We start from the raw sequence: 18937 nt of genomic DNA, 5'->3' as shown, positions 1-18937 counted from the left end.
GGCGTTGGATTTGTTTTATTTTGGCTAAACAGTCCTGCTTTAGACATACAAAGCCGATTTTTTATGGCATAATCTCTAAAATTTTGAAAAGTTATTGTCGGTATTTATTAAATGAATCTTGAGCGTGTCGATCTCAATTTATTGATCTATTTAGACGTATTGCTACGAGAGAAAAATGTCACCCGTGCCGCCGAGCAACTTGGCGTAACCCAGCCCGCAATGAGTAATATTTTGCGTCGCTTACGGACATTATTTAACGATCCCCTATTAATTCGCTCTTCTGAAGGCATGACCCCCACCGAACGTGCTTTAGAACTGCAACCCCGTATTCGTGATGCGCTGTCTGATCTGTCGATGATTTTGGAGCCTCGTACCGAGTTTCGTCCATATACCTCGAATCGTGTTTTTCGCATCATGACTTCGGATTATGCCGAAGCCACGCTGGTGCCTCGCCTCATTAAAGCATTACGATCAGAAGCACCGAACGTGGTGCTCGATTTCCTCACGCCAAGTGATGTGTCCTACCGAGATATGGAACAAGGCAAAGTCGATTTGGCGATTAACCGCTTTAATGAAATTCCGCAAAGTTTCCATCAGGTCTTGGTTTGGCGAGATAGTTTTAGCTGTCTACTCAATGACAAACACCCTGCGACCACACACCTCAACCTCAAAACCTATTTGGATGCACAGCACATTTGGGTGTCTAAAACGGGTATGGGCGTTGGTTTTGGTGTCAATCCTGAGAAACAAGCTGGACTAGGTTGGATTGATCAGGCGCTGGAGCGTATTGGACAAAAGCGTAAAATTTCTGTCTTTACCCGTCATTATCAGATGCCAGCGCTACTTGCACAAAATGTCGATTTGATTGCCACTTTGCCGACCCGTATTGCACGTTTACAAGCCAATAATTCTCGCTTGATGATTAAAGATCCGCCGTTTTATATTCCAGAGTTTGAGCTAAAAATGGCGTGGTGTCCGTTACTGCATCACCACCCTGCACATCGTTGGTTACGCCAATTGATCTTGTTTGTGGCACGGCAGATGGTCGAGGAAGAACATCGTGAATTTATTGCCAATAGCAATAATCCAGCGCAACCGCTTTCCAGTTACTAATCAATGCGTCACTGGTGCTAATTGCTTTTAACTTTTAAAATCAAATTCCTAAAAAATCGTCAGTCAATCTGGCGATTTTTTTATAAAAACTGGGTGTAACCGTGCCAATTGAGCGCTGAAAATTTCAACATACCGCTTTCTGCAAAATTGCAGTATAATGCTGAAAATTAATACGATTCTATTTTTTCGAATTTTAAGAAGCGCAAACTCGCTTCGAACAGGTGCCCTGTGAGTTTATTTCAAAATGTCGTTGTCATTCTCCTCTTGATTACTGCGGCAGGCTTTCTCTCCCTTTCAGAAATTGCCTTGGCAGGCGCACGTAAAATTAAACTAAAACTACTTGCCGAAGCTGGCGAAGAACGTGCCTTAAAGGTGCTCAAACTGCAAGAAAACTCTGCTGATTTCTTTGCTGCCTCGCAGATTGGACTCAATGCCATCGCCATCCTTGGCGGTATCTTGGGTGAAGCTGCCTTTCGCCCGTATTTTGTTGAGTTTGTCAGTCGATTCTATCAAGGTGAATGGGCAGAAACGCTTGGTTTCGCCTTGTCTTTCACTATGGTGACCTCACTCTTTATTCTGTTCGCTGACTTGATGCCCAAGCGAATGGCGATGATCGCTCCTGAAAAGATCGCCATTACGGTGATCAATCCGATCAGCATTTTTATCAAAATCTGCCGACCGTTGGCGTGGTTAATTAATGCTATTGCAAACTTACTATTCCGTCTGTTCAAAATCAATACCACACGAGATGACAATATCACCTTTGATGACATTTCTGCGGTAATGGATGCAGGTGCGCAAGCGGGTGTACTACTACAACAAGAGCATCATTTTATTGAAAATGTATTTGAGCTCGAAGAACGCACCGTGCCATCGAGCATGACCACCCGTGAAGATGTGGTATTTTTCACCTTAAAAGAGTCTGAGCAAAGCATTCGCCAGAAGATTGCAGAGTTTCCATACTCAAAATTCTTGGTCTGTAATGAGCATATAGATCAAGTAATTGGCTATGTCGATACCAAAGATATTTTGGTCAAAATCATGAATAATCAATCCTTTATTCAGCTCAATGAATCGACGATTCGTAATGTCTTGATCATTCCAGATACCTTGACCTTATCCGAACTCTTAGACCGTTTCCGCTCCACCAAAGAAAAATTTGCCGTGGTGATCAATGAATATGCCCGTGTGGTCGGCGTGATTACTTTATCCGACATTATGATCACGGTGATGGGTGACTGGGTTGCGCCACTGGAAGAAGAACAACAAATCATTAAGCGGGATGAAAATTCGTGGCTGATCGATGGCACCACGCCAATCGAAGACGTCAAACATGCGCTCTCCATCGAAGACTTTCCAGAATGGGATAACTACGAAACCATCGCTGGCTTTATCATGTATAAACTGCGCAAGATTCCACGCCCTGCCGATGCGGTCGAGCACGAAGGTTTTAAATTTGAAGTGGTCGACATTGACCATTATAAAATCGACCAACTGCTAGTCACTCGCCTCAAACCTGAAGAAATCAGCCAACCAGAATAATGGCGAGCAGTATTTTGCATCGACCAAAATTCTGAAAATTGGTATTTATCTTGCTTAGTTTTATCAACATGAATTGTTGCTGATTGCTGTAATTGCACTTCAGCACCGCTCCCTTTTTAATCATCATTGATACAGACTAAAGCAAATGAGTAACACGTCGCTACAATCCAAAACTCACCCGAATCCTGAAACTGCTACTCTCACCAAAACCACCCCAGCCTATCCACGAGATATGGTCGGCTATGCTGATCAGCCACCGCATGCGAAGTGGCCGAATAACGCTCGCATTGCCCTACAATTTGTATTGAATTACGAAGAAGGTGGCGAAAAAAATATCTTGCATGGGGATGCAGGTTCTGAGCAATTTTTGTCGGATATTTTTGGTGCAGAAAGCTATGCAGCACGCCATCTTTCGATGGATTCACTCTATGAATATGGCTCTAGAACGGGCTTTTGGCGCATTCACCAAGAATTTCAACGTCGTGGTTTACCGATGACGATTTTTGCAGTGGCGATGGCATTACAACGCAACCCTGCAGTGGTCAAAGCCATTAAAGATGCCGACTATGATGTGGTCAGTCATGGTTTTCGTTGGTTGCATTATCAGCACACCGACATTGAAACTGAGCGTGCACATACCGCAGAAGCCATGCAAATTTTAACGAATATGTTTGGTAAAGCGCCGACAGGATGGTACACAGGTCGTGATAGCCCGAATACCCGTCAGATTTTGGCTGAGTTTCCATCCATTCAATACGATAGTGATTATTATGGCGATGACCTGCCGTTTTGGACCAAGATCGATACAGAAAATGGATTTCAGCGTCCGCATCTGATCATCCCCTATACTTTGGACTGTAATGACATGAAATTTGCTTCGCCGATCGGTTTTAGTACCAGCGATGAATTTTTTCATTATTTAAAAGACAACTTTGATGTGCTCTATGCCGAAGGTGAACATCAGCCAAAAATGATGTCAGTGGGTATGCATTGTCGGATTTTGGGCAAACCTGCACGCTTTAAGGCTTTGCAACGCTTTTTAGATTATGTCGCAACGCATGATCAGGTGTGGATTTGTACTCGTCAGCAAATTGCAGAACATTGGTATCAGCATCACCCTGCGCCATAACTGTTTATCCATTTTACCCACATAAAAATAAGGGCTGAATCGCCCTTATTTTATTTACCCTTAGACTCTCAAATGAAGTGCGTCAGGCTTCGATCAAACAAGGCGTGGCTAATTGTTGCACATCACAATTGGCACAGCCCCCAATCCGATCAACCACCAGAAAATCACTCGGCGCTTCTAGGCTAATTAGCGGATGATGCCACACGCCCTGATGATAAGTCACACCTTGCGTACCATTGCTAATAAAGGCTTTGATCTGCGATTCATCAGCATGCTGTTCATCTTTCGGCAACGCCACGATGATGATAAATACTTGATTTGACAGCGGCATAAAGGACTGCGAGCCATGTGGATGTCGCTCCAACATCTCAATCGAAAATGGCAACTGATGCGCCCGCACATTACGAAAAATACTGATGCCAATCTGCGCACCTTCACCCTCACAGCTCAGCAAAGATAATGCATGGTAGCGCTCGGTGTGCCCTTGGTTGATCGGAAAAAATTCAGCGCCATCACAACTGATCACATCACCAAATGGTGCAAAGGCTTGTACCGTTAAAGGCTGTAAGCGCACACCATCAGGAACCGCTAAGATCGGATCAATCTCCATAATTTCAGACTGTTGCATAATGATTACTCCGATCAATATTTGCTAATCATACTTTTGTTGAATCAATCAATCTGCATCTAGTGCAGATTGATCATGTCGTCCATTTTTACTTTAATTCATTCTTTCATTCATACTTTATACGGTTGCCCACACTCGAATTCGACTAATACCACCATCAGGAATCATATTTAGACGAATATAATTCACTTTTGCTGTCTTTTGAATGTCTGCAACAAACTCATGAATATGATCCATCGTCAAAGGTTGATCGTTGAGTAGGTACGGCCAAAACATGCTTTGTGGAATGAGCTGTGCATCGGTGGCATCTTCTGCATAGATGGCTTGAATCGATGCAAATGCAGGGAAATTACCTTTGAAATGCGCAGTATCAATCTCAATTTTCTCAACGTGCCCCGCTTGTCCAAGCGCAATAATACACCAGTCATAACCTGGCGCACGGCGACGCTTGGTCTCCCAGCCATCCCCCATATTCACACCACGCCCAGGGCTAAGCAGATTGTTCGGATGACCAAAATGCGCATCACTATAACCGACAATCCGCCCGCCATTTTGCATCGCTGCCACATCAATTAATGTGCCTGCTGTTTGCGCTGGTAACACCACTTGACCATAAATACGCAGACGAGCAACACCGCCATCAGGGAAAATATTCAAACGCAAATGCGTGATTGGCTGATCTGCCTCAATATCAAAGAAATGATGATGGTCAGGTTGCAACTCACTATTGACCAGAATCTCAGTCCACGTAGCATTTTCGAGTTGATCATCTGGCGCATAGCAGGCTTCTAAGGACGCCGAAGCGGGATAATTTCCCGTAAAAAACGAGGTATCAATATCCACACCAGAGATTACACCTGCCACACCCAATTTGATCACGCACCAATCATAGCCCGCTTCACGCTTACGACGTGTCTCCCAGCCATCCATCCATTTGCCATGATCATCATATTTGCCTTCGATAAACTGCGCAGGATGACTTTGCAACATCCGATCTGCCTGCGCAAAAAATTGATCTGAACACGATACGATCGATGTGCCCATTTTGGCATCGGCAAGATTAATCAGCTTTTGAAAATGTGATGGCAATTCAACCACTTTGGCATGATGTACAGTCATAGTCATACTCTAAATTTAAAAAATAATTTCATAAGAAATACATAGGCAAATTTTATACCAACTGGTCAGACCAGAGTGTGATTTTTTTAGCAAATTCTCCTTTATTTATGCTGATCGGTGGTTAAATTCAATGGAATTGATCGATAGCACTTCCCATCAGGCGGACTTTGGCGCAAAATTTGAATAGGTTGAAGACTAGCTACTTGATGATGTACTCGATGAAATTACAATACACCTTAAAAAATACCACCACGCAAGTGACTGAACAAGCAGTACAAACGATATTACATGACATTCAGCAAGGCACCTATCCCGTCGATAGCACCTTGCCTGCTCAGCGGGAATTGGCTGGGCAAATGGGTATTAGCCGTGCCTCACTCCGTGAAGCGTTGACCCGTTTGGAAGCACTGGGCATTGTTGAAATTCAAGCGGGTAAAGGCGTGTTTGTCCGAGCGCTTGAAGCAAAGACCGCAGACAGTTGGCGCATGAATCATCAGATTTCGCTGAAAGACTTTTATCAGCTCCGTTATGTATTGGAAAGTTTTAGTGCATTTCTCGCTTGTGAATATATCGAAGCACAAGATATTGCGTATTTGACAGACAACCAAGCGCAGCTCAGTTCAGCGATTAACCAACAAGACTGGAGCAAGGCGGCGAAGTATGATTATGAATTTCATCAATATATTTTTCAGCTCAGTCAAAATCAAACCATTATCGAAACCCTCAAGCATCACACCCAATCCATTCAGCACAGCCAAATCTTACCCTTTATTCAGCCCAAACTCGCCCATAAAACCATCGCAGAACATCAAGCCATTCTGGATGCCCTCACCGCAAAAGATGCCAAACAAGCTGAACATGCGATGCGTAATCATTTAGTTTGCGCCGCTCAACGTGCAGGAATTTTCTTTATCAGTCACCCATAAGCTCGATTTTGGAAAAATGGAAATTAAAGATCGGCACGTCAAGATCATCAACTTTTATACTTGAATCCACCCTTTTTAAAATTTGATGATTATTAAAACTTGCGCATAGATGAATTATTTTAGTGCGTGATGCACCACTTTGAATGTTTGCGCACCATTTTTGTATCTCCCTGCATTCTTTCGTGAAAATTTGAATTTTATTCTAGCTATCTGGTCAGACCAGATACTTATTGACGTCAATGGATTTGATGATTTTTCTTTCATCGCACAAATATATTGCAAACCTTTAATATTATTTAACTTTTTTAAATTCCTGAAATTTTGTAAGGTTTTGGCATATTTTTCGCAGTAATCGGTTATATCTTATTGCGTGATTACACAAGGTCTCTCATGAATATTATTATTATCGGTGCAGGTATTGGCGGTCTGACAGCGGGCATTGGCTTAAAGCAACATGGGCATCAGGTCACGGTCTATGAACGTGTAGAAAAAATTCTGCCTGTAGGTGCTGCGATTTCGATTTGGTCAAATGGAGTGAAGTGTCTGAATTATCTCGGCTTAACTGAGCAAGTGAAGAATCTCGGCGGTGATCTACAGCAGATGGCATATATCGATGGGCTTAGCCAAGACACTATGACGCAGTTTAGCCTACAGCCACTCATCGATGAGATTGGTCAACGCCCTTACCCCGTTGCTCGTGCCGAGTTACAACAGATGCTAATGCAAGAATTTGGTATGCAAGATATTCGGCTGGGAATGAATCTTGTGGATATTCAAGAAAATAGCGAAGACGGTAGCGACAGCATTCAAGCGATTTTTGCCGATGGAACAATCGCTTCAGCGGATTTACTGATTGCAGCAGATGGGATGCATTCGATCGCTCGGGAATATATTCTGGGCAAAAAACTCGAGCGACGTTATGCAGGCTATGTCAATTGGAATGGTTTGGTGGAAATTGATCCTGAGATTGCTCCTGATCAACAGTGGACAACCTATGTGGGTGAAGGCAAACGGGTTTCACTGATGCCGATTGCGGATCATCGTTTTTATTTTTTCTTTGATGTGCCTGTCGAAGTCGGCTTAGAAAATGATAAAAGCCAATATCAAACAATGTTAAAACAATACTTTGCAGGTTGGTGTCCACCTGTGCAAAAGCTGATCGATACGATCAATCCGCAAACCACCAACCGTGTCGAAATTCATGACATTGATCCATTTAATACATGGTACAAAGGACGTTGTGTCTTACTCGGTGATGCAGCACATAGCACCACCCCAGATATAGGACAAGGTGGCTGTATGGCGATGGAAGATTCGATTTATTTGATTCGCTCGCTTGCTATCAATACCAACAGCTTAGACGATGCACTGAAACGCTATCAAGATGTGCGCAGTGTGCGTGCCAATGATTTGGTTATGCGAGCACGCAAGCGTTCAGATGTGACGCATATGATGGATCCAGCCACCACTGAAGCGTGGTATGCCGATCTGCGCAAGGAAGATGGCACACACATTATGCAAGGGATTTTGAGCAATATGGTCGGCAATCCGCTGGACTGATAAAACTAATAACACAACTCAGCCAATTCAATATCCTTAACTTCATGCTGAATCTATGTGCTTTGGTTTGCGCTTGGACTCAGCATTTTACTGGAAATCTTGGCATCATCTGCTGCGCTGATTTCCAGTAATCCATAGCGAAACGGACAATGTATTAGCCCAATATTGCTTATTCTGGATAAAATCTAAATCCACGATCAATGGCAAAATCGACACGGCTGTACATGGGAAAAATCAATATTTTACACCCAAAAATGAATCATTCATTTTCTACAATATTCATAACTTGATCGCACCCTAATTCTTTAGTTAAGCCAAAGTGGTTTAACAATTGTAATGCTACAAAAAAAACCGCAAGTCAGAACTTGCGATTTTCATCAACAAAAGGAAAGATTTAGTTAGAATTTATAAGTCAATGCCAAACGGTTTTGCCAGAATGGATCGTCATATCTTGGTGACACTTGCACCCCAGCAAAGTTACTCAGGCTCAGTCCTTTGAGTTTGCCGTCAAAGTTGTAGATACCAAACAGTAAGTATTCTGATTGATTGCGGCTATCAGCATCGGCACTTTCTTTGAGATCCATAAATGAATAGCGTGCACCTAAGATGGTGTTGTGATTGAGCTTGCCATCAAATGAGGTCATCAAGGCATGCCCTGCGCCCAAATCCTGTGTGCTGGTAAAAAATGGCTGAGCAAAGATCACACTCGAAGAGGTATTGTTAGAATATGGTGTAACCAACGCACCATTACGATAGGCATCTTCCTCAGGTTTGATATAGTCATAAGCAACTTTCCAATTTAATTTTGGCGTGAGTTTTAAGTTGCTTTGCACGCCAAACACTTGGCTGTCGACATTGCCCACAATAGCATCACCTTGCTCTTTACCCGTCAAATATTGCACTGAAATTTCAGGCGCAAACTGCGCATTAGGAAAAGCCACACTGCCTTCAGCATAGAGTAGGTCGGTATAATCCTCATAACGCTCAAACCAGAGTTGACCTTTGAGTTTGGTATCGGCGTTGACTGCATAACTTTTACCTAAACCAATCGCCCACATGCCATCAGTTTCGATGGTTGAATTTTGCCGTGTTGTTTTAAAGAACTCATCATTGGCAAAACTTTTAAACTTATTGATCTTGGTTAAGCGTAAGAAATCGCTTTGATTGCCCCATTGGAAATCGGCAGCTTGGTACACGGCTTCAAGTATACGCCAATCGGCATAATCACCGACAAATGGCAGATTTAAACGCTGATTACCGACGGTCAGTCGGACATCGTCATTTTTCCAAGTGACATAGGCTTCTGCCAGACCATCACGATCCTCTTTGAGCTCACCCACTTCATTATTGCCTTTTTCATCGTCTAAACGGCGCTGTAAGTCATAACTTGCGCCCAATTGAAAACCATAAAATGGCGCAGTTTCATATTTGATATATCCGCCTGCCGATGTGGTATCTTGATTAAAGCCTGAAAAATAGGCATTATTGGTTGAATAATAAAGCGTTTTTATTGCACCGTGAACACTGCCACACGTGAACATTTTGCTGAATTGATCCACACCATATTCACCCGTCGCACAGTTTTGCTCCAGATTAAACAGGTTATTGATTGAGGTATCTGCAGCAAATGCCTGCTGTGTCAGAGCTGTACACACAGTTGCAAATGCAACCACCAAAGGAGAAAGTTTTAATTTACGCATGACGATCGTTTCCCACCCAAAAACTGAAAATTCACTCTTGATCTAGCAAAAAATCAATCAATTCAAAATGCTAGACCACACCTACTAATACACCACCACATTCATTATTCGCACAAATTCCGAATAATGCGCACCACCGCCTTTTTTAAAGGCAAAAGCATCCTCGCTACGCTTTACAGCGCAGAATTTTTAAGTAATTAAAAACGAGGACTAGAAAAATTAAACGGCTTAGCTACCGCGATATGTCGTATAAGAATATGGGCTAATCAACAACGGCACATGAAAGTGCGCATTAACATCGCTCACCATAAAATCAATACATACCCTTGGATAAAAGCAAGCCACTTGCTTGGACTGAAAATAATCAAGAATCTCAAATACCAACTGATAATGCCCCGCTTTAAAATCAGTCAGTGTAAAATCTTTAATGCGACCATCTGCATCGGTACGCTTTTGATCGAGCAAAACATATTCATCGTGTTGAAAAAACTTGAGCTGTACATTAACTTGACTTGCGGGTACACCCGCAGATGCATCTAAAATATGTGTGGTAATCGCACTCATGCCTGAACCTCCGATTGCAACCGTAACAGTGCAATTTCACCCAATTGGTGGATCACTTCAGCCTGTTCTGTCTGTAAGTCGTTACTTAGACGGCGTTGCAACTCTGCCAAGATTTGCTCAGCACTACGTCCCGCAGCACGAATCAGAAAAATAAAGCCAAACTTCTGTTCATAGTCCACATTGCCCTGGTATAAAGCCGTCGATGTGTCTTCACTTAAATCCACTGCGGATTGCTCCTTCGCAGAGAAATTTTGCTCTTTTTCACTCAAATGATTGGCTGCTTTTTTTTCGCCAATGCGAGGATGGAAAACTAAGGTTTCTTCCACCTCACGCCATGTCCAAGTATCGATATTTTCTCGTGCACTGCTTTCGAGTGAAGCTAAGCTCTGATAAGGTCGTGCCTGAGATAAATTGTCTATCCACGATGGAATATGTACACAATTTTTCAGTATTTGCTTGGCTTCTGCTGTATCGAGCTGATTAAATTCATTTAACTGCATAAGTGACCCATTTTGAATTTGTCTTACTGGTCTGACCAGTATTGAGTAATAAATAGCAATTGTTATGCCAACTTTTTTGCCTTAATTGTCCTGTTTATTCAAGAAGAGTACCGATCAAACGGCAGAATGGATGCATTGGCAACGCTCACTTGAGCAATGCTAGTGCATAAATTACTTTGAATACACTTTTTTGCATTATTTTGGACAAGTTGCCAGATCCATGTGGTATTAAAAGAAGCCAGCGTGCCAATTGAAAAATCGAATCTAAGATGACACCAAGGTCTGTAAAAGTGCTTGTTCAAACCTGAGCCAATCTTGCGCAATGTCACTAATGATTTCCAAGCGATTGTCTCGAGCAGGTTGTGCCCTAAATTCTACATGAAGGTCATTTGGATGATCATTATGAAGGTCATTTACAGAATCATTTGGAATTGCATTGAAATTGATCCAGCCTTGCGTCGTATTGAGTGTGGCTTTGATCCTGACCACCTGCTCTAGTGTGCGTAATCGTGCAAGCAAGTCATTCGTATTAAACTGCCACGATTTTGGCATGTGCCAACCCGCCACATCAAAGCCCTGCTGCTCGCTGTGATAGTGATAAGGTAAGGTTTTCGGTGCAGTCTGAGCTGTAGCCTGATTTTTGGTCAATATGTGTTGTTTCGTTAATGTGTGCTGTTGAGTCAATGTCAATTGCTGGGTCAGCAAGGCTTGCTTTTGAATGCGTATAGCTGATCGTACTTTATCGAGTGCTGACAATGCCACATGACCATGATCCATGCCTTGCCAATGCTTTTTAGGATAGAAGTAAGTCTGTTGTAACTCCTGCAATTGCTGTTGATCTTGATCAGTCATTTGAGACTGATGTGAAATCAGCACAATATCTGCAACTTCAAGCTGTTGTAAAAAGATGTCATGCTTTAACCAAAGCTGCTCATGCAAACGATGCCCATTGAGCACCGTAACCACCTGCCGTAACGCTAAGCTATTTTTCCAGTGGGATTGACTGAGTTGCTCAATCAATTGTCGTGGATGTCCAAGTCCAGTCGGTTCGATAAACAGTCGATCGGGTTTAAACTCGGATAATAGCCGAGCCAGTGCAATCTGCATCGGTAGCTGTGACGTACAGCAGAGACAACCACCCGAAACTTCTTTGACCGCAATGCCCTGCTGTCCTTCAAGCCAAACTTGATCAACGCCGATTTCACCAAACTCATTCATCAGCACTGCCCAAACTTCATTCTTTGGTTTTTGTGCCAGTAAATGACGTAATAGCGTGGTTTTTCCTGCGCCGAGAAATCCTGTAATAATATGGGTTGGGACAGCTTGGATCGGAGTCATAAGACGATCTTGGTTAGAAAATATTGGTGATTAAAAGATATTTGTGATTAAAACCGTTGATGATTAACACATGATCTGGATGGAAAGACTATCTTAACGGAAAAATCATGTAACGCATCATTCGCTTTGATTGGCAGGCATGCTTAATAAATCGTGCAAAGTCTGTTGATAGATCTGAAAACTGTCCTGATCATAACAGACAAACAGAATCCGTTTGATCCATTTCAAGTTCGCCAATTGCTCGTCAAGTACCGCTTTCACCTCAGTCACCGCTTGCGCTTTGGGGTAGCCATAGACGCCTGTACTGATATTTGGAAAGGCGATACTTTCACATTTTAATTTTTCAGCTTGGGAAAAACAGTTGCGATAGCATTGACGCAGTAGCTTCGGTTCTTGATTTTGCCCACCCTGCCAAATCGGTCCGACCGTATGTATCACAAAGTTCGCCGATAAATTACCCGCAATGGTGACCACCGCCTGCCCTGTTCGACATCCACCCTGTTCGGCACGGATAATTTTACATTCATCCAAAATCTGTGAACCGCCCGCACGATGGATCGCCCCATCGACACCGCCACCACCGAGCAAAGATGAATTGGCTGCATTGACAATAGCATCGGCACTAATTTGGGTAATATCCCCGAGGATGACTTCAATGATCGGCATGTAATTTACTCACTGAGGGTTGACTGAGAATTGATTGAGGACTGACTGGAGATTGGTTGAATGTTATCGCAATAATACAATATAAATCATGTGGATATTACAAAAAACGCTTAATGATCCGATCTAGCTATTGTTCGTCCTTATTCCAAAAAAACTCACCAAGCCCCGCAATAAAACCGCCCAAACCAACGCCTAACAAGGCATAACCAAGAATACTGCTAAAATCATAATACAGTTGCACCGCACCTGCACCTGCCAATACCGCAGCGATCAATAACAGGAAAATAAATAATAATGGTCGAGTTTTTTGATTGCTCATTGAGATCAATACACATTTAAAATCATTGTGCCATTGTACACCGATCATTACATAAATTCATGTAGGGCTTGCAAATACAGCTTGAGTAGCATTTGTATATATGATAATTATTATCACTACGATTATTTGTTTTATTAAGGATTCCTCATGGCTTTTGAATTACCTGCATTACCTTATGCCTATGATGCGCTAGAACCACATATTGATAGCACCACAATGGAAATTCACCATACCAAGCATCATCAAACCTATATCAACAATATCAATGGCGGGATCGCAGGCACTGAATGGGAAAAACTATCTGTTGAAGAACTGGTCTCTCGTGTCAACGATGTGCCTGCCGAACTGAAAGCCAATGTCACCAATAATGCTGGTGGACATGCCAATCACAGCTTATTTTGGACCGTGATGTCACCAAATGGTGGCGGGAATCCTACAAGTACGATCGCTACTGAAATCGATCAGGCTTTTGGCAGCTTTGATGTGTTTAAAGAGGCATTTATCAAAGCGGCATTAACTCGTTTTGGTTCGGGTTGGGCATGGTTATCTGTGACCCCAGAGAAAAAACTGATCGTGGAAAGCTCTGCCAACCAAGATAGCCCATTGATGAGTGGCAACACGCCAGTATTGGGCTTGGATGTGTGGGAGCATGCGTATTATTTGAAATATCAAAACCGTCGCCCTGACTACATCGCTGCATTCTTCAATGTGGTGAACTGGGATGAAGTGAATCGTCGTTATGCTGAAGCAACGCAATAAACAAAATCGAGGAATAGTCTGATTTACTTAAAAGTTGCTTGAACGAAGACCAACCTGACAGCCATTTCAATCATGAAATGGCTGTTTTTTATTTTAGAATTTCTATCAGGCACAGCCATCTCACTAAGAATCAGTTAAAATAGCGCCATACTTTCAATATCATTGCGATTTTATTTTGCCATCATGACTCAAAGCAACAGCAACATCTCTCGCCTATCTAGTAATAACAGCACCGATCTCGATACACAGCAGGTCTGGACGGCGGTTGACGATTATATCGAGGCGCATTTACTCGAGGACAATCCTGCACTGAATCAGACACTTGAAAACACCGTACGTCAGGGTTATCCAAGTCATTTACATATCGCCGCCAACCAAGCGCAAATGCTGTCGATGCTGATCAAAATGAATGGCGCAAAACGCATTTTGGAATTTGGCACTTTTGCAGGCTATAGTACCATTGTCATGGCGCAAGCCTTACCTGCAGATGGCTATCTACTCACCATTGAAAGCCGTGATACACATTATGCCTTGGCGCAGGAAAATATTGCACATGCAGGTTTAACAGATATCATCGACGCACGACTTGGACTCGCCAATGAGGTCATACATAGTTTAGATGCAACGACCCCAGCCTTTGATTTTATTTTTATTGATGCAGACAAACAAAGTTATCCAGAATATCTGGAACTGAGTTTAAGACATGCTCGCTCAGGGACGCTGATTATTTTGGACAATGTGATTCGAGCTGCCGAAATTATCGATCCAAACAACCATAAACCAAGCATCGTCGGTTTACGTGAATTATTCCAAGCGCTACAGAATCATCCGCAAATCGCCGAATCTACTGCGATACAAACTGTGGGATGCAAAGGCTATGATGGCTTTGCTATGGCAGTCGTCAAATAGTTTAACTTTTACACATTCTATCAAACATCGCCAAATCTGCTGATCTGATATTCTTCTCTTTTATTCAGTGCTTTTATTTAACGTGCTCGTTCAAAATCATGGCAGGTCAATTGGGCAAGGATGCTGTTATTTTCACCGACTTGAGCATTATTTAATTCGAGTAGTTATTTTTTAATCAAGTTGCTTCAAAGCATGTCAGCACAAGGGATTCACGCTTTTATGCGCACAGTTATCCACATATTTTGAGGATAACTGTGCTTAACTTTTACAATGTCTACCGAGCGACCAACATCGGCACTTCAGATTCTTGGAAGATTTTTAACGTGGTGCTTCCCACAAAAAATTGTTGAATCCGACTATGACTAAAGGCGCCCATGATCATCATGCCAAGCTGATGTTGCTGTTGGTATTCCAATAGACTCTCGGCAATATCGCCATAAATATACGCACTCTGCACATCCAGCCCTGCGTATTTGAGGTAATCCGTCGGCTGTGCCAAGATGCCATTTTGATCACCGACATAGACGATATGGCAGGTCATATCTTTGAGTAGCTCACTTTGTCCGACCCGTTTCAACATGGTTTGACAGACTTGAGAGTGTTCATAGGCAAATAGGAAACTGCTCGGTGCGACGAATCGCTCGCCGACTGCGAGCACGGTTGATTTCGTCCCACGAATCAAGCCTTCGACATTACTGCCGACAGGTTTATTTTTTTCCGCCGCATTTTCGCCAATCTTGCCAATCACGGCAATATCTTCAGGCTGGAGCTCATCAAAACTTTGTTCTAAAAATTCCCCACGACGCTGGATAATGGTCGCTTCGATGTCATATTTTTCTCTGATCAATTTGGAAATATGTTGCAAAAGATCGTCACTATATTGCTGTGCTAATTCATATTGTTTTTCATCCAGCTCGGTCAATTCTTTGAGTAACATGGCATTGCTCTCAAAACCAATGACGCCACTGATCTCCCCCAGATGGTAGCTTGCTGGGCGATAATCCAAAACTTGCAGTAACACCAATGGTCGTTTGGTCTTTTGTGCATACCAAACCGCCGCCTCAGCAGTGGCATTGACACATGGTGACGCATCGATACAGGCAATGACTCGTCCAGTGGTATTCGTCATCATTTTCCCCTGCTTGTTATTTTTGATGATTTTTATACTAAGCCAAAATCTGGCGATGTAGTGCATTTTTTTGAGGCTTTATGTAACTTTTTTCACTGCGCTCAGTTTTTTACTGCGTTCATTTTATTTACTTTTTAGCTTTCAAAACCTTTATTTCTTGTTTCGGCGATCGCCAATCACTTGTGCAGGATTTCCAGCCACGATGGCATAGTCTGCAATATCTTTGGTGACTTGGCTATTCATACCGATCACCGCATGGTCGCCAATGCATACACCATCGACAATCCCCACATCTGCACCAATCCAGACATCACGACCAATGTGAATGCCTTTGGAGCTAACCGCCTGATCGTAAATTGGCGCATCCATTTTCATACCATGATTAAAAGCGTAGAGATGCGTGTACGCAGCGAGGCGAGCCTGATCGGCAATGATAATGCCTGATCGACCGCCATCTAAGGTACAGTGATGATTGATCGCCACTTCATTGCCAATCGTCAAGGGTCCATGAAGAACGCTATCGGCTGCGACAAAACTGTTATTGCCTATACTGATCTTCCGCCCACGCTCAGCAAAGATATGCGCCAACGGTGAAATAAAACAATTTTCACCAATCTCAACATCTTCCATCTCACGCAGATAATCTTGATAGTCTTGTTGCCACGATCTTGCCCACACAAGATGCTTATCTTTGAGTCGCCAATACAGCCACGGCATATAATTCAGCCGATGTTTATGCTGTTCACGATATTTTAATAAAGGATCAGAATCTGCCATATTAAACTTCAAAATTTATCTTGAATGGACAATTGTTCACGCCCACGAGTGAGATTTTGCAAAAAAGGATTGATCAACCCGATCTGATCTTCAGTCATTTCCGCAGTGATAAATACTCCATCCGCCAAATATTCTGCCTGAAAAGCAATCTCCAGCTGTCCGAGTTCATACTCGATCTGCGCCAATTCAGCAAACTCGCAATGCAATGTCACGGCTTGCGTGGCGATCAACTCAACACGCTGTGCCAACTGTATCGCCTGACTGGCACAGCCACCATAAGCTCTCACTAAACCGCCTGTACCGAGCTTGACACCGCCATACCAGCGATTGACCAAAATCAGCACGTTGCTTAAGTCCTGCCCCTCGATCACCGCAAGGATAGGACGCCCTGCTGTGCCTGATGGCTCGCCATCATCATTAAAACGCACATGATGTCCAATTTTCCATGCCCAACATTGATGCGTGGTGGTTGGATCTCGATGACTTTGCAAAACATCTTTCACCGCTTGCTCCGATTTGACAGGCACAGCAATGGCTTGAAAGCGACTTTTTTTCGCCTCTAGCTCTGCATTCACAATCGTTGCAATGGTATACATGACCTTCTTTATATCTCAACTCAACAACAGTTGGCATCAATAACGCCAATTCTTTCAATGTGCTTGGGCATCATATCGATTTCTGGTTTGATATGCAAAATGATTCTATTTTTCAATAACTGGACGATAGTTGGTTGATTTGCAGTCATTTTTTTAAACAAATTTCATCGAATTGATACAAATCATTGCTTTTTTATGAATTGTTTTTTGCTAATTTATTGATACGGCTTGATTCAAATAAGGAAAATCAAATGTCACACTTTTCACACAAACCTGATTACTTCTTACATGCGCATCTTTTGGCGAATTATTTGAGTAATCGTATTCAAAAAGCTGGGGAAATCACAACGCTGACCATGACGGGTAAAGAGGTTTATGATTTGTTCGACCATGATTTTGCTTCTACCACCAGTGATTTAGAAGGCATCATCAATATCACTGACAATTATCATGTGGCAGAAAACAGCCCTGAATATAAGCTGATCGCAGATTATAAAATCCATGCTGAACACAATACCGTGACGTTTAATTTTAATCCCAAAGCAGTGCAAGCCTTAGTTCAAGGTCAAGCCTTGCTCGCACCAGACGCTAACAGCTATGAATAAATCGCCATGAATAATGAATAGCGCCATTTGAACAATAAAATTTTGGGGCGTCATGCCCCTGATTTTTTGACTCAATTTTAGGATCACAGTGACCACAGATCAGTAGAAATACCGTTTAGAAACAGATCAAGCCCAAATCACCAAAATCGCTGCAACCACTACCAGAATTAAACCGAGATGATCACTACGTGCCAATTTTTCTCTGAAGAAAAACGCCGAAATCAATAGACTAAATAAAATCTCAATCTGTCCCAAGGTTTTCACGATCGCTACACTTTGCATACTCATCGCACTAAACCATCCCAGCGATGCCAAGAAACTACAGATACTGACCCGCAAGGTTAAACCTTTATGTTGCCACATACGCGTCAATGTCTCAGCTTGGAATATACCCAGTGTCATCAGCATAATACTGGCTTGAAAGCTGATCACCAAGCACAACACCCACGCTGCACGGATCAGAAAAGGCAAATTACCCAGCTCCAAACTGGCTTCTCGAACCAGCAAAGAGGTAATGGCAAAGCATAAGCCACTGCCGACACCGATGATCAGCGTTTTCCATGATAGTTTGAGTTGTCCTGCGCCTTTACTCAGCAAAAATACAGCGACACCACCAATCAATACCCCGAGCCAGCCAAAACCATCCAAATATTCTTGTAAAAATAAAACACCGATAATGGCTGCTAAAACTGCTTCACTTTTGGCAAGTCCAACGCCGATGGCATAATTCTTTTGTTTAAACAGCATCACCATCAATGCGGTAGCGAGAATTTGGCTCAATCCTGCAATGACAATGTATATCCAAAAGCGTGGGGTAAAATGAACGACGTCAACTTGCGCTGCATAATGATGATAAAGCAATACTAAATAGCTGATCGCAAATGGCCATGCAAAAATAAACCGTGCCAGCGTCACCCCATACACATCAACATAATGACTAAGCTGCTTCTGAAAGGCATTCCGCCAAGCCTGCATAAATGCCGCCATGATGGTAAACGCAATCCACGCCATAACCTGCGCTCTATTTTGAAATGAGTTGAGAATGATACCGTAAATAT

General features: G+C 42.8%; 20 protein-coding genes. 8 read left to right on the top strand and 12 right to left on the bottom strand.

All coding sequences use genetic code 11. The features are described 5' to 3' along the window. Positions 1–111 precede the first annotated feature (111 nt). The 3 genes from BLQ60_RS07930 to puuE all read left to right on the top strand — a co-directional run bounded on the left by BLQ60_RS07930 (position 112) and on the right by puuE (position 3784). Positions 112–1113 (top strand): LysR family transcriptional regulator, encoded by a 1002-nt coding sequence (locus BLQ60_RS07930; protein WP_092618455.1) that lies wholly within the window; start codon positions 112–114, stop codon positions 1111–1113. 228 nt (positions 1114–1341) lie between these two features. Then, positions 1342–2655 (top strand): polyamine export protein PaeA, encoded by a 1314-nt coding sequence (paeA, locus tag BLQ60_RS07925; protein WP_092618452.1) that lies wholly within the window; start codon positions 1342–1344, stop codon positions 2653–2655. 232 nt (positions 2656–2887) lie between these two features. Further along, positions 2888–3784, top strand: coding sequence for an allantoinase PuuE (puuE, locus tag BLQ60_RS07920; protein ID WP_244516005.1), 897 nt, complete (start codon positions 2888–2890; stop codon positions 3782–3784). Between the two features lie 82 nt (positions 3785–3866). On the opposite strand, the gene BLQ60_RS07915 is transcribed toward puuE, so the two are convergent. Both BLQ60_RS07915 and alc read right to left on the bottom strand, forming a co-directional pair. Beyond that, on the bottom strand, positions 3867–4412 hold the full coding sequence (locus tag BLQ60_RS07915; RefSeq protein WP_244515993.1) for an ureidoglycolate lyase: 546 nt from the start codon (positions 4410–4412) through the stop codon (positions 3867–3869). A gap of 117 nt (positions 4413–4529) precedes the next feature. Continuing rightward, positions 4530–5531, bottom strand: a complete 1002-nt coding sequence (alc, locus tag BLQ60_RS07910; protein ID WP_092618446.1) for an allantoicase — start codon at positions 5529–5531, stop codon at positions 4530–4532. Positions 5532–5749: 218 nt separating this feature from the next. Between alc and BLQ60_RS07905 the strand changes: the two genes are divergently transcribed. Beyond that, on the top strand, positions 5750–6457 hold the full coding sequence (locus BLQ60_RS07905) for a FadR/GntR family transcriptional regulator (protein WP_092618443.1): 708 nt from the start codon (positions 5750–5752) through the stop codon (positions 6455–6457). A gap of 390 nt (positions 6458–6847) precedes the next feature. Continuing rightward, on the top strand, positions 6848–8017 hold the full coding sequence (hpxO, locus tag BLQ60_RS07900; protein ID WP_092618440.1) for an FAD-dependent urate hydroxylase HpxO: 1170 nt from the start codon (positions 6848–6850) through the stop codon (positions 8015–8017). Between the two features lie 398 nt (positions 8018–8415). Here hpxO and BLQ60_RS07895 read toward each other — a convergent pair whose 3' ends face one another. The 6 genes from BLQ60_RS07895 to BLQ60_RS07870 all read right to left on the bottom strand — a co-directional run bounded on the left by BLQ60_RS07895 (position 8416) and on the right by BLQ60_RS07870 (position 13104). Beyond that, positions 8416–9717 (bottom strand): hypothetical protein, encoded by a 1302-nt coding sequence (locus BLQ60_RS07895; RefSeq protein WP_092618437.1) that lies wholly within the window; start codon positions 9715–9717, stop codon positions 8416–8418. Positions 9718–9945: 228 nt separating this feature from the next. Further along, the gene (gene uraH, locus BLQ60_RS07890; RefSeq protein ID WP_092618434.1) at positions 9946–10281 is read right to left on the bottom strand and encodes a hydroxyisourate hydrolase; all 336 of its coding nucleotides are present in this window, start codon (positions 10279–10281) and stop codon (positions 9946–9948) included. After that, positions 10278–10781 carry a 2-oxo-4-hydroxy-4-carboxy-5-ureidoimidazoline decarboxylase gene (gene uraD, locus BLQ60_RS07885; protein ID WP_092618431.1) on the bottom strand — a complete coding sequence of 168 codons (504 nt, stop codon included), beginning with the start codon at positions 10779–10781 and terminating at the stop codon, positions 10278–10280. Before uraD ends, uraH begins: the two co-directional genes overlap by 4 nt. A 264-nt stretch (positions 10782–11045) precedes the next feature. Next, entirely contained in the window at positions 11046–12119 is a 1074-nt protein-coding gene (locus BLQ60_RS07880; RefSeq protein WP_092618428.1) for a CobW family GTP-binding protein, read from the bottom strand. Between the two features lie 117 nt (positions 12120–12236). Beyond that, a complete protein-coding gene (locus tag BLQ60_RS07875) occupies positions 12237–12785 on the bottom strand; it encodes an O-acetyl-ADP-ribose deacetylase (RefSeq protein WP_092618425.1) in 549 nt (182 codons plus the stop codon). Positions 12786–12912: 127 nt separating this feature from the next. Further along, complete coding sequence (locus tag BLQ60_RS07870; protein ID WP_143005202.1) at positions 12913–13104, bottom strand: hypothetical protein; 192 nt, start codon at positions 13102–13104, stop codon at positions 12913–12915. A 147-nt stretch (positions 13105–13251) separates the two neighbouring features. Between BLQ60_RS07870 and BLQ60_RS07865 the strand changes: the two genes are divergently transcribed. Together BLQ60_RS07865 and BLQ60_RS07860 are read left to right on the top strand one after the other, a co-directional pair. Continuing rightward, positions 13252–13863: a superoxide dismutase gene (locus BLQ60_RS07865; RefSeq protein ID WP_092618419.1), complete on the top strand. Its 612-nt coding sequence runs from the start codon at positions 13252–13254 to the stop codon at positions 13861–13863. A gap of 183 nt (positions 13864–14046) precedes the next feature. Further along, positions 14047–14772 (top strand): O-methyltransferase, encoded by a 726-nt coding sequence (locus BLQ60_RS07860; protein ID WP_092618416.1) that lies wholly within the window; start codon positions 14047–14049, stop codon positions 14770–14772. Between the two features lie 274 nt (positions 14773–15046). On the opposite strand, the gene BLQ60_RS07855 is transcribed toward BLQ60_RS07860, so the two are convergent. From BLQ60_RS07855 to BLQ60_RS07845, 3 genes are all read right to left on the bottom strand, one after another. Further along, the gene (locus BLQ60_RS07855) at positions 15047–15901 is read right to left on the bottom strand and encodes a universal stress protein (protein ID WP_092618742.1); all 855 of its coding nucleotides are present in this window, start codon (positions 15899–15901) and stop codon (positions 15047–15049) included. 150 nt (positions 15902–16051) lie between these two features. Then, the gene (locus BLQ60_RS07850; protein ID WP_092618413.1) at positions 16052–16678 is read right to left on the bottom strand and encodes an acyltransferase; all 627 of its coding nucleotides are present in this window, start codon (positions 16676–16678) and stop codon (positions 16052–16054) included. A gap of 8 nt (positions 16679–16686) precedes the next feature. Then, on the bottom strand, positions 16687–17274 hold the full coding sequence (locus BLQ60_RS07845; RefSeq protein ID WP_092618410.1) for an IMPACT family protein: 588 nt from the start codon (positions 17272–17274) through the stop codon (positions 16687–16689). Positions 17275–17525: 251 nt separating this feature from the next. Between BLQ60_RS07845 and BLQ60_RS07840 the strand changes: the two genes are divergently transcribed. Beyond that, positions 17526–17879 carry a hypothetical protein gene (locus BLQ60_RS07840; RefSeq protein ID WP_092618407.1) on the top strand — a complete coding sequence of 118 codons (354 nt, stop codon included), beginning with the start codon at positions 17526–17528 and terminating at the stop codon, positions 17877–17879. Positions 17880–18005: 126 nt separating this feature from the next. On the opposite strand, the gene BLQ60_RS07835 is transcribed toward BLQ60_RS07840, so the two are convergent. Further along, entirely contained in the window at positions 18006–18890 is an 885-nt protein-coding gene (locus BLQ60_RS07835; protein WP_092618739.1) for a DMT family transporter, read from the bottom strand. Between the last annotated feature and the right edge of the window lie 47 nt (positions 18891–18937).

Source organism: Acinetobacter marinus (assembly GCF_900096915.1).
Taxonomy (GTDB): Bacteria; Pseudomonadota; Gammaproteobacteria; order Pseudomonadales; family Moraxellaceae; genus Acinetobacter; species Acinetobacter marinus.
The sequence above is the reverse complement of the archived record's forward strand: the minus strand, read 5'-3'. Positions and strand labels throughout refer to the sequence as shown.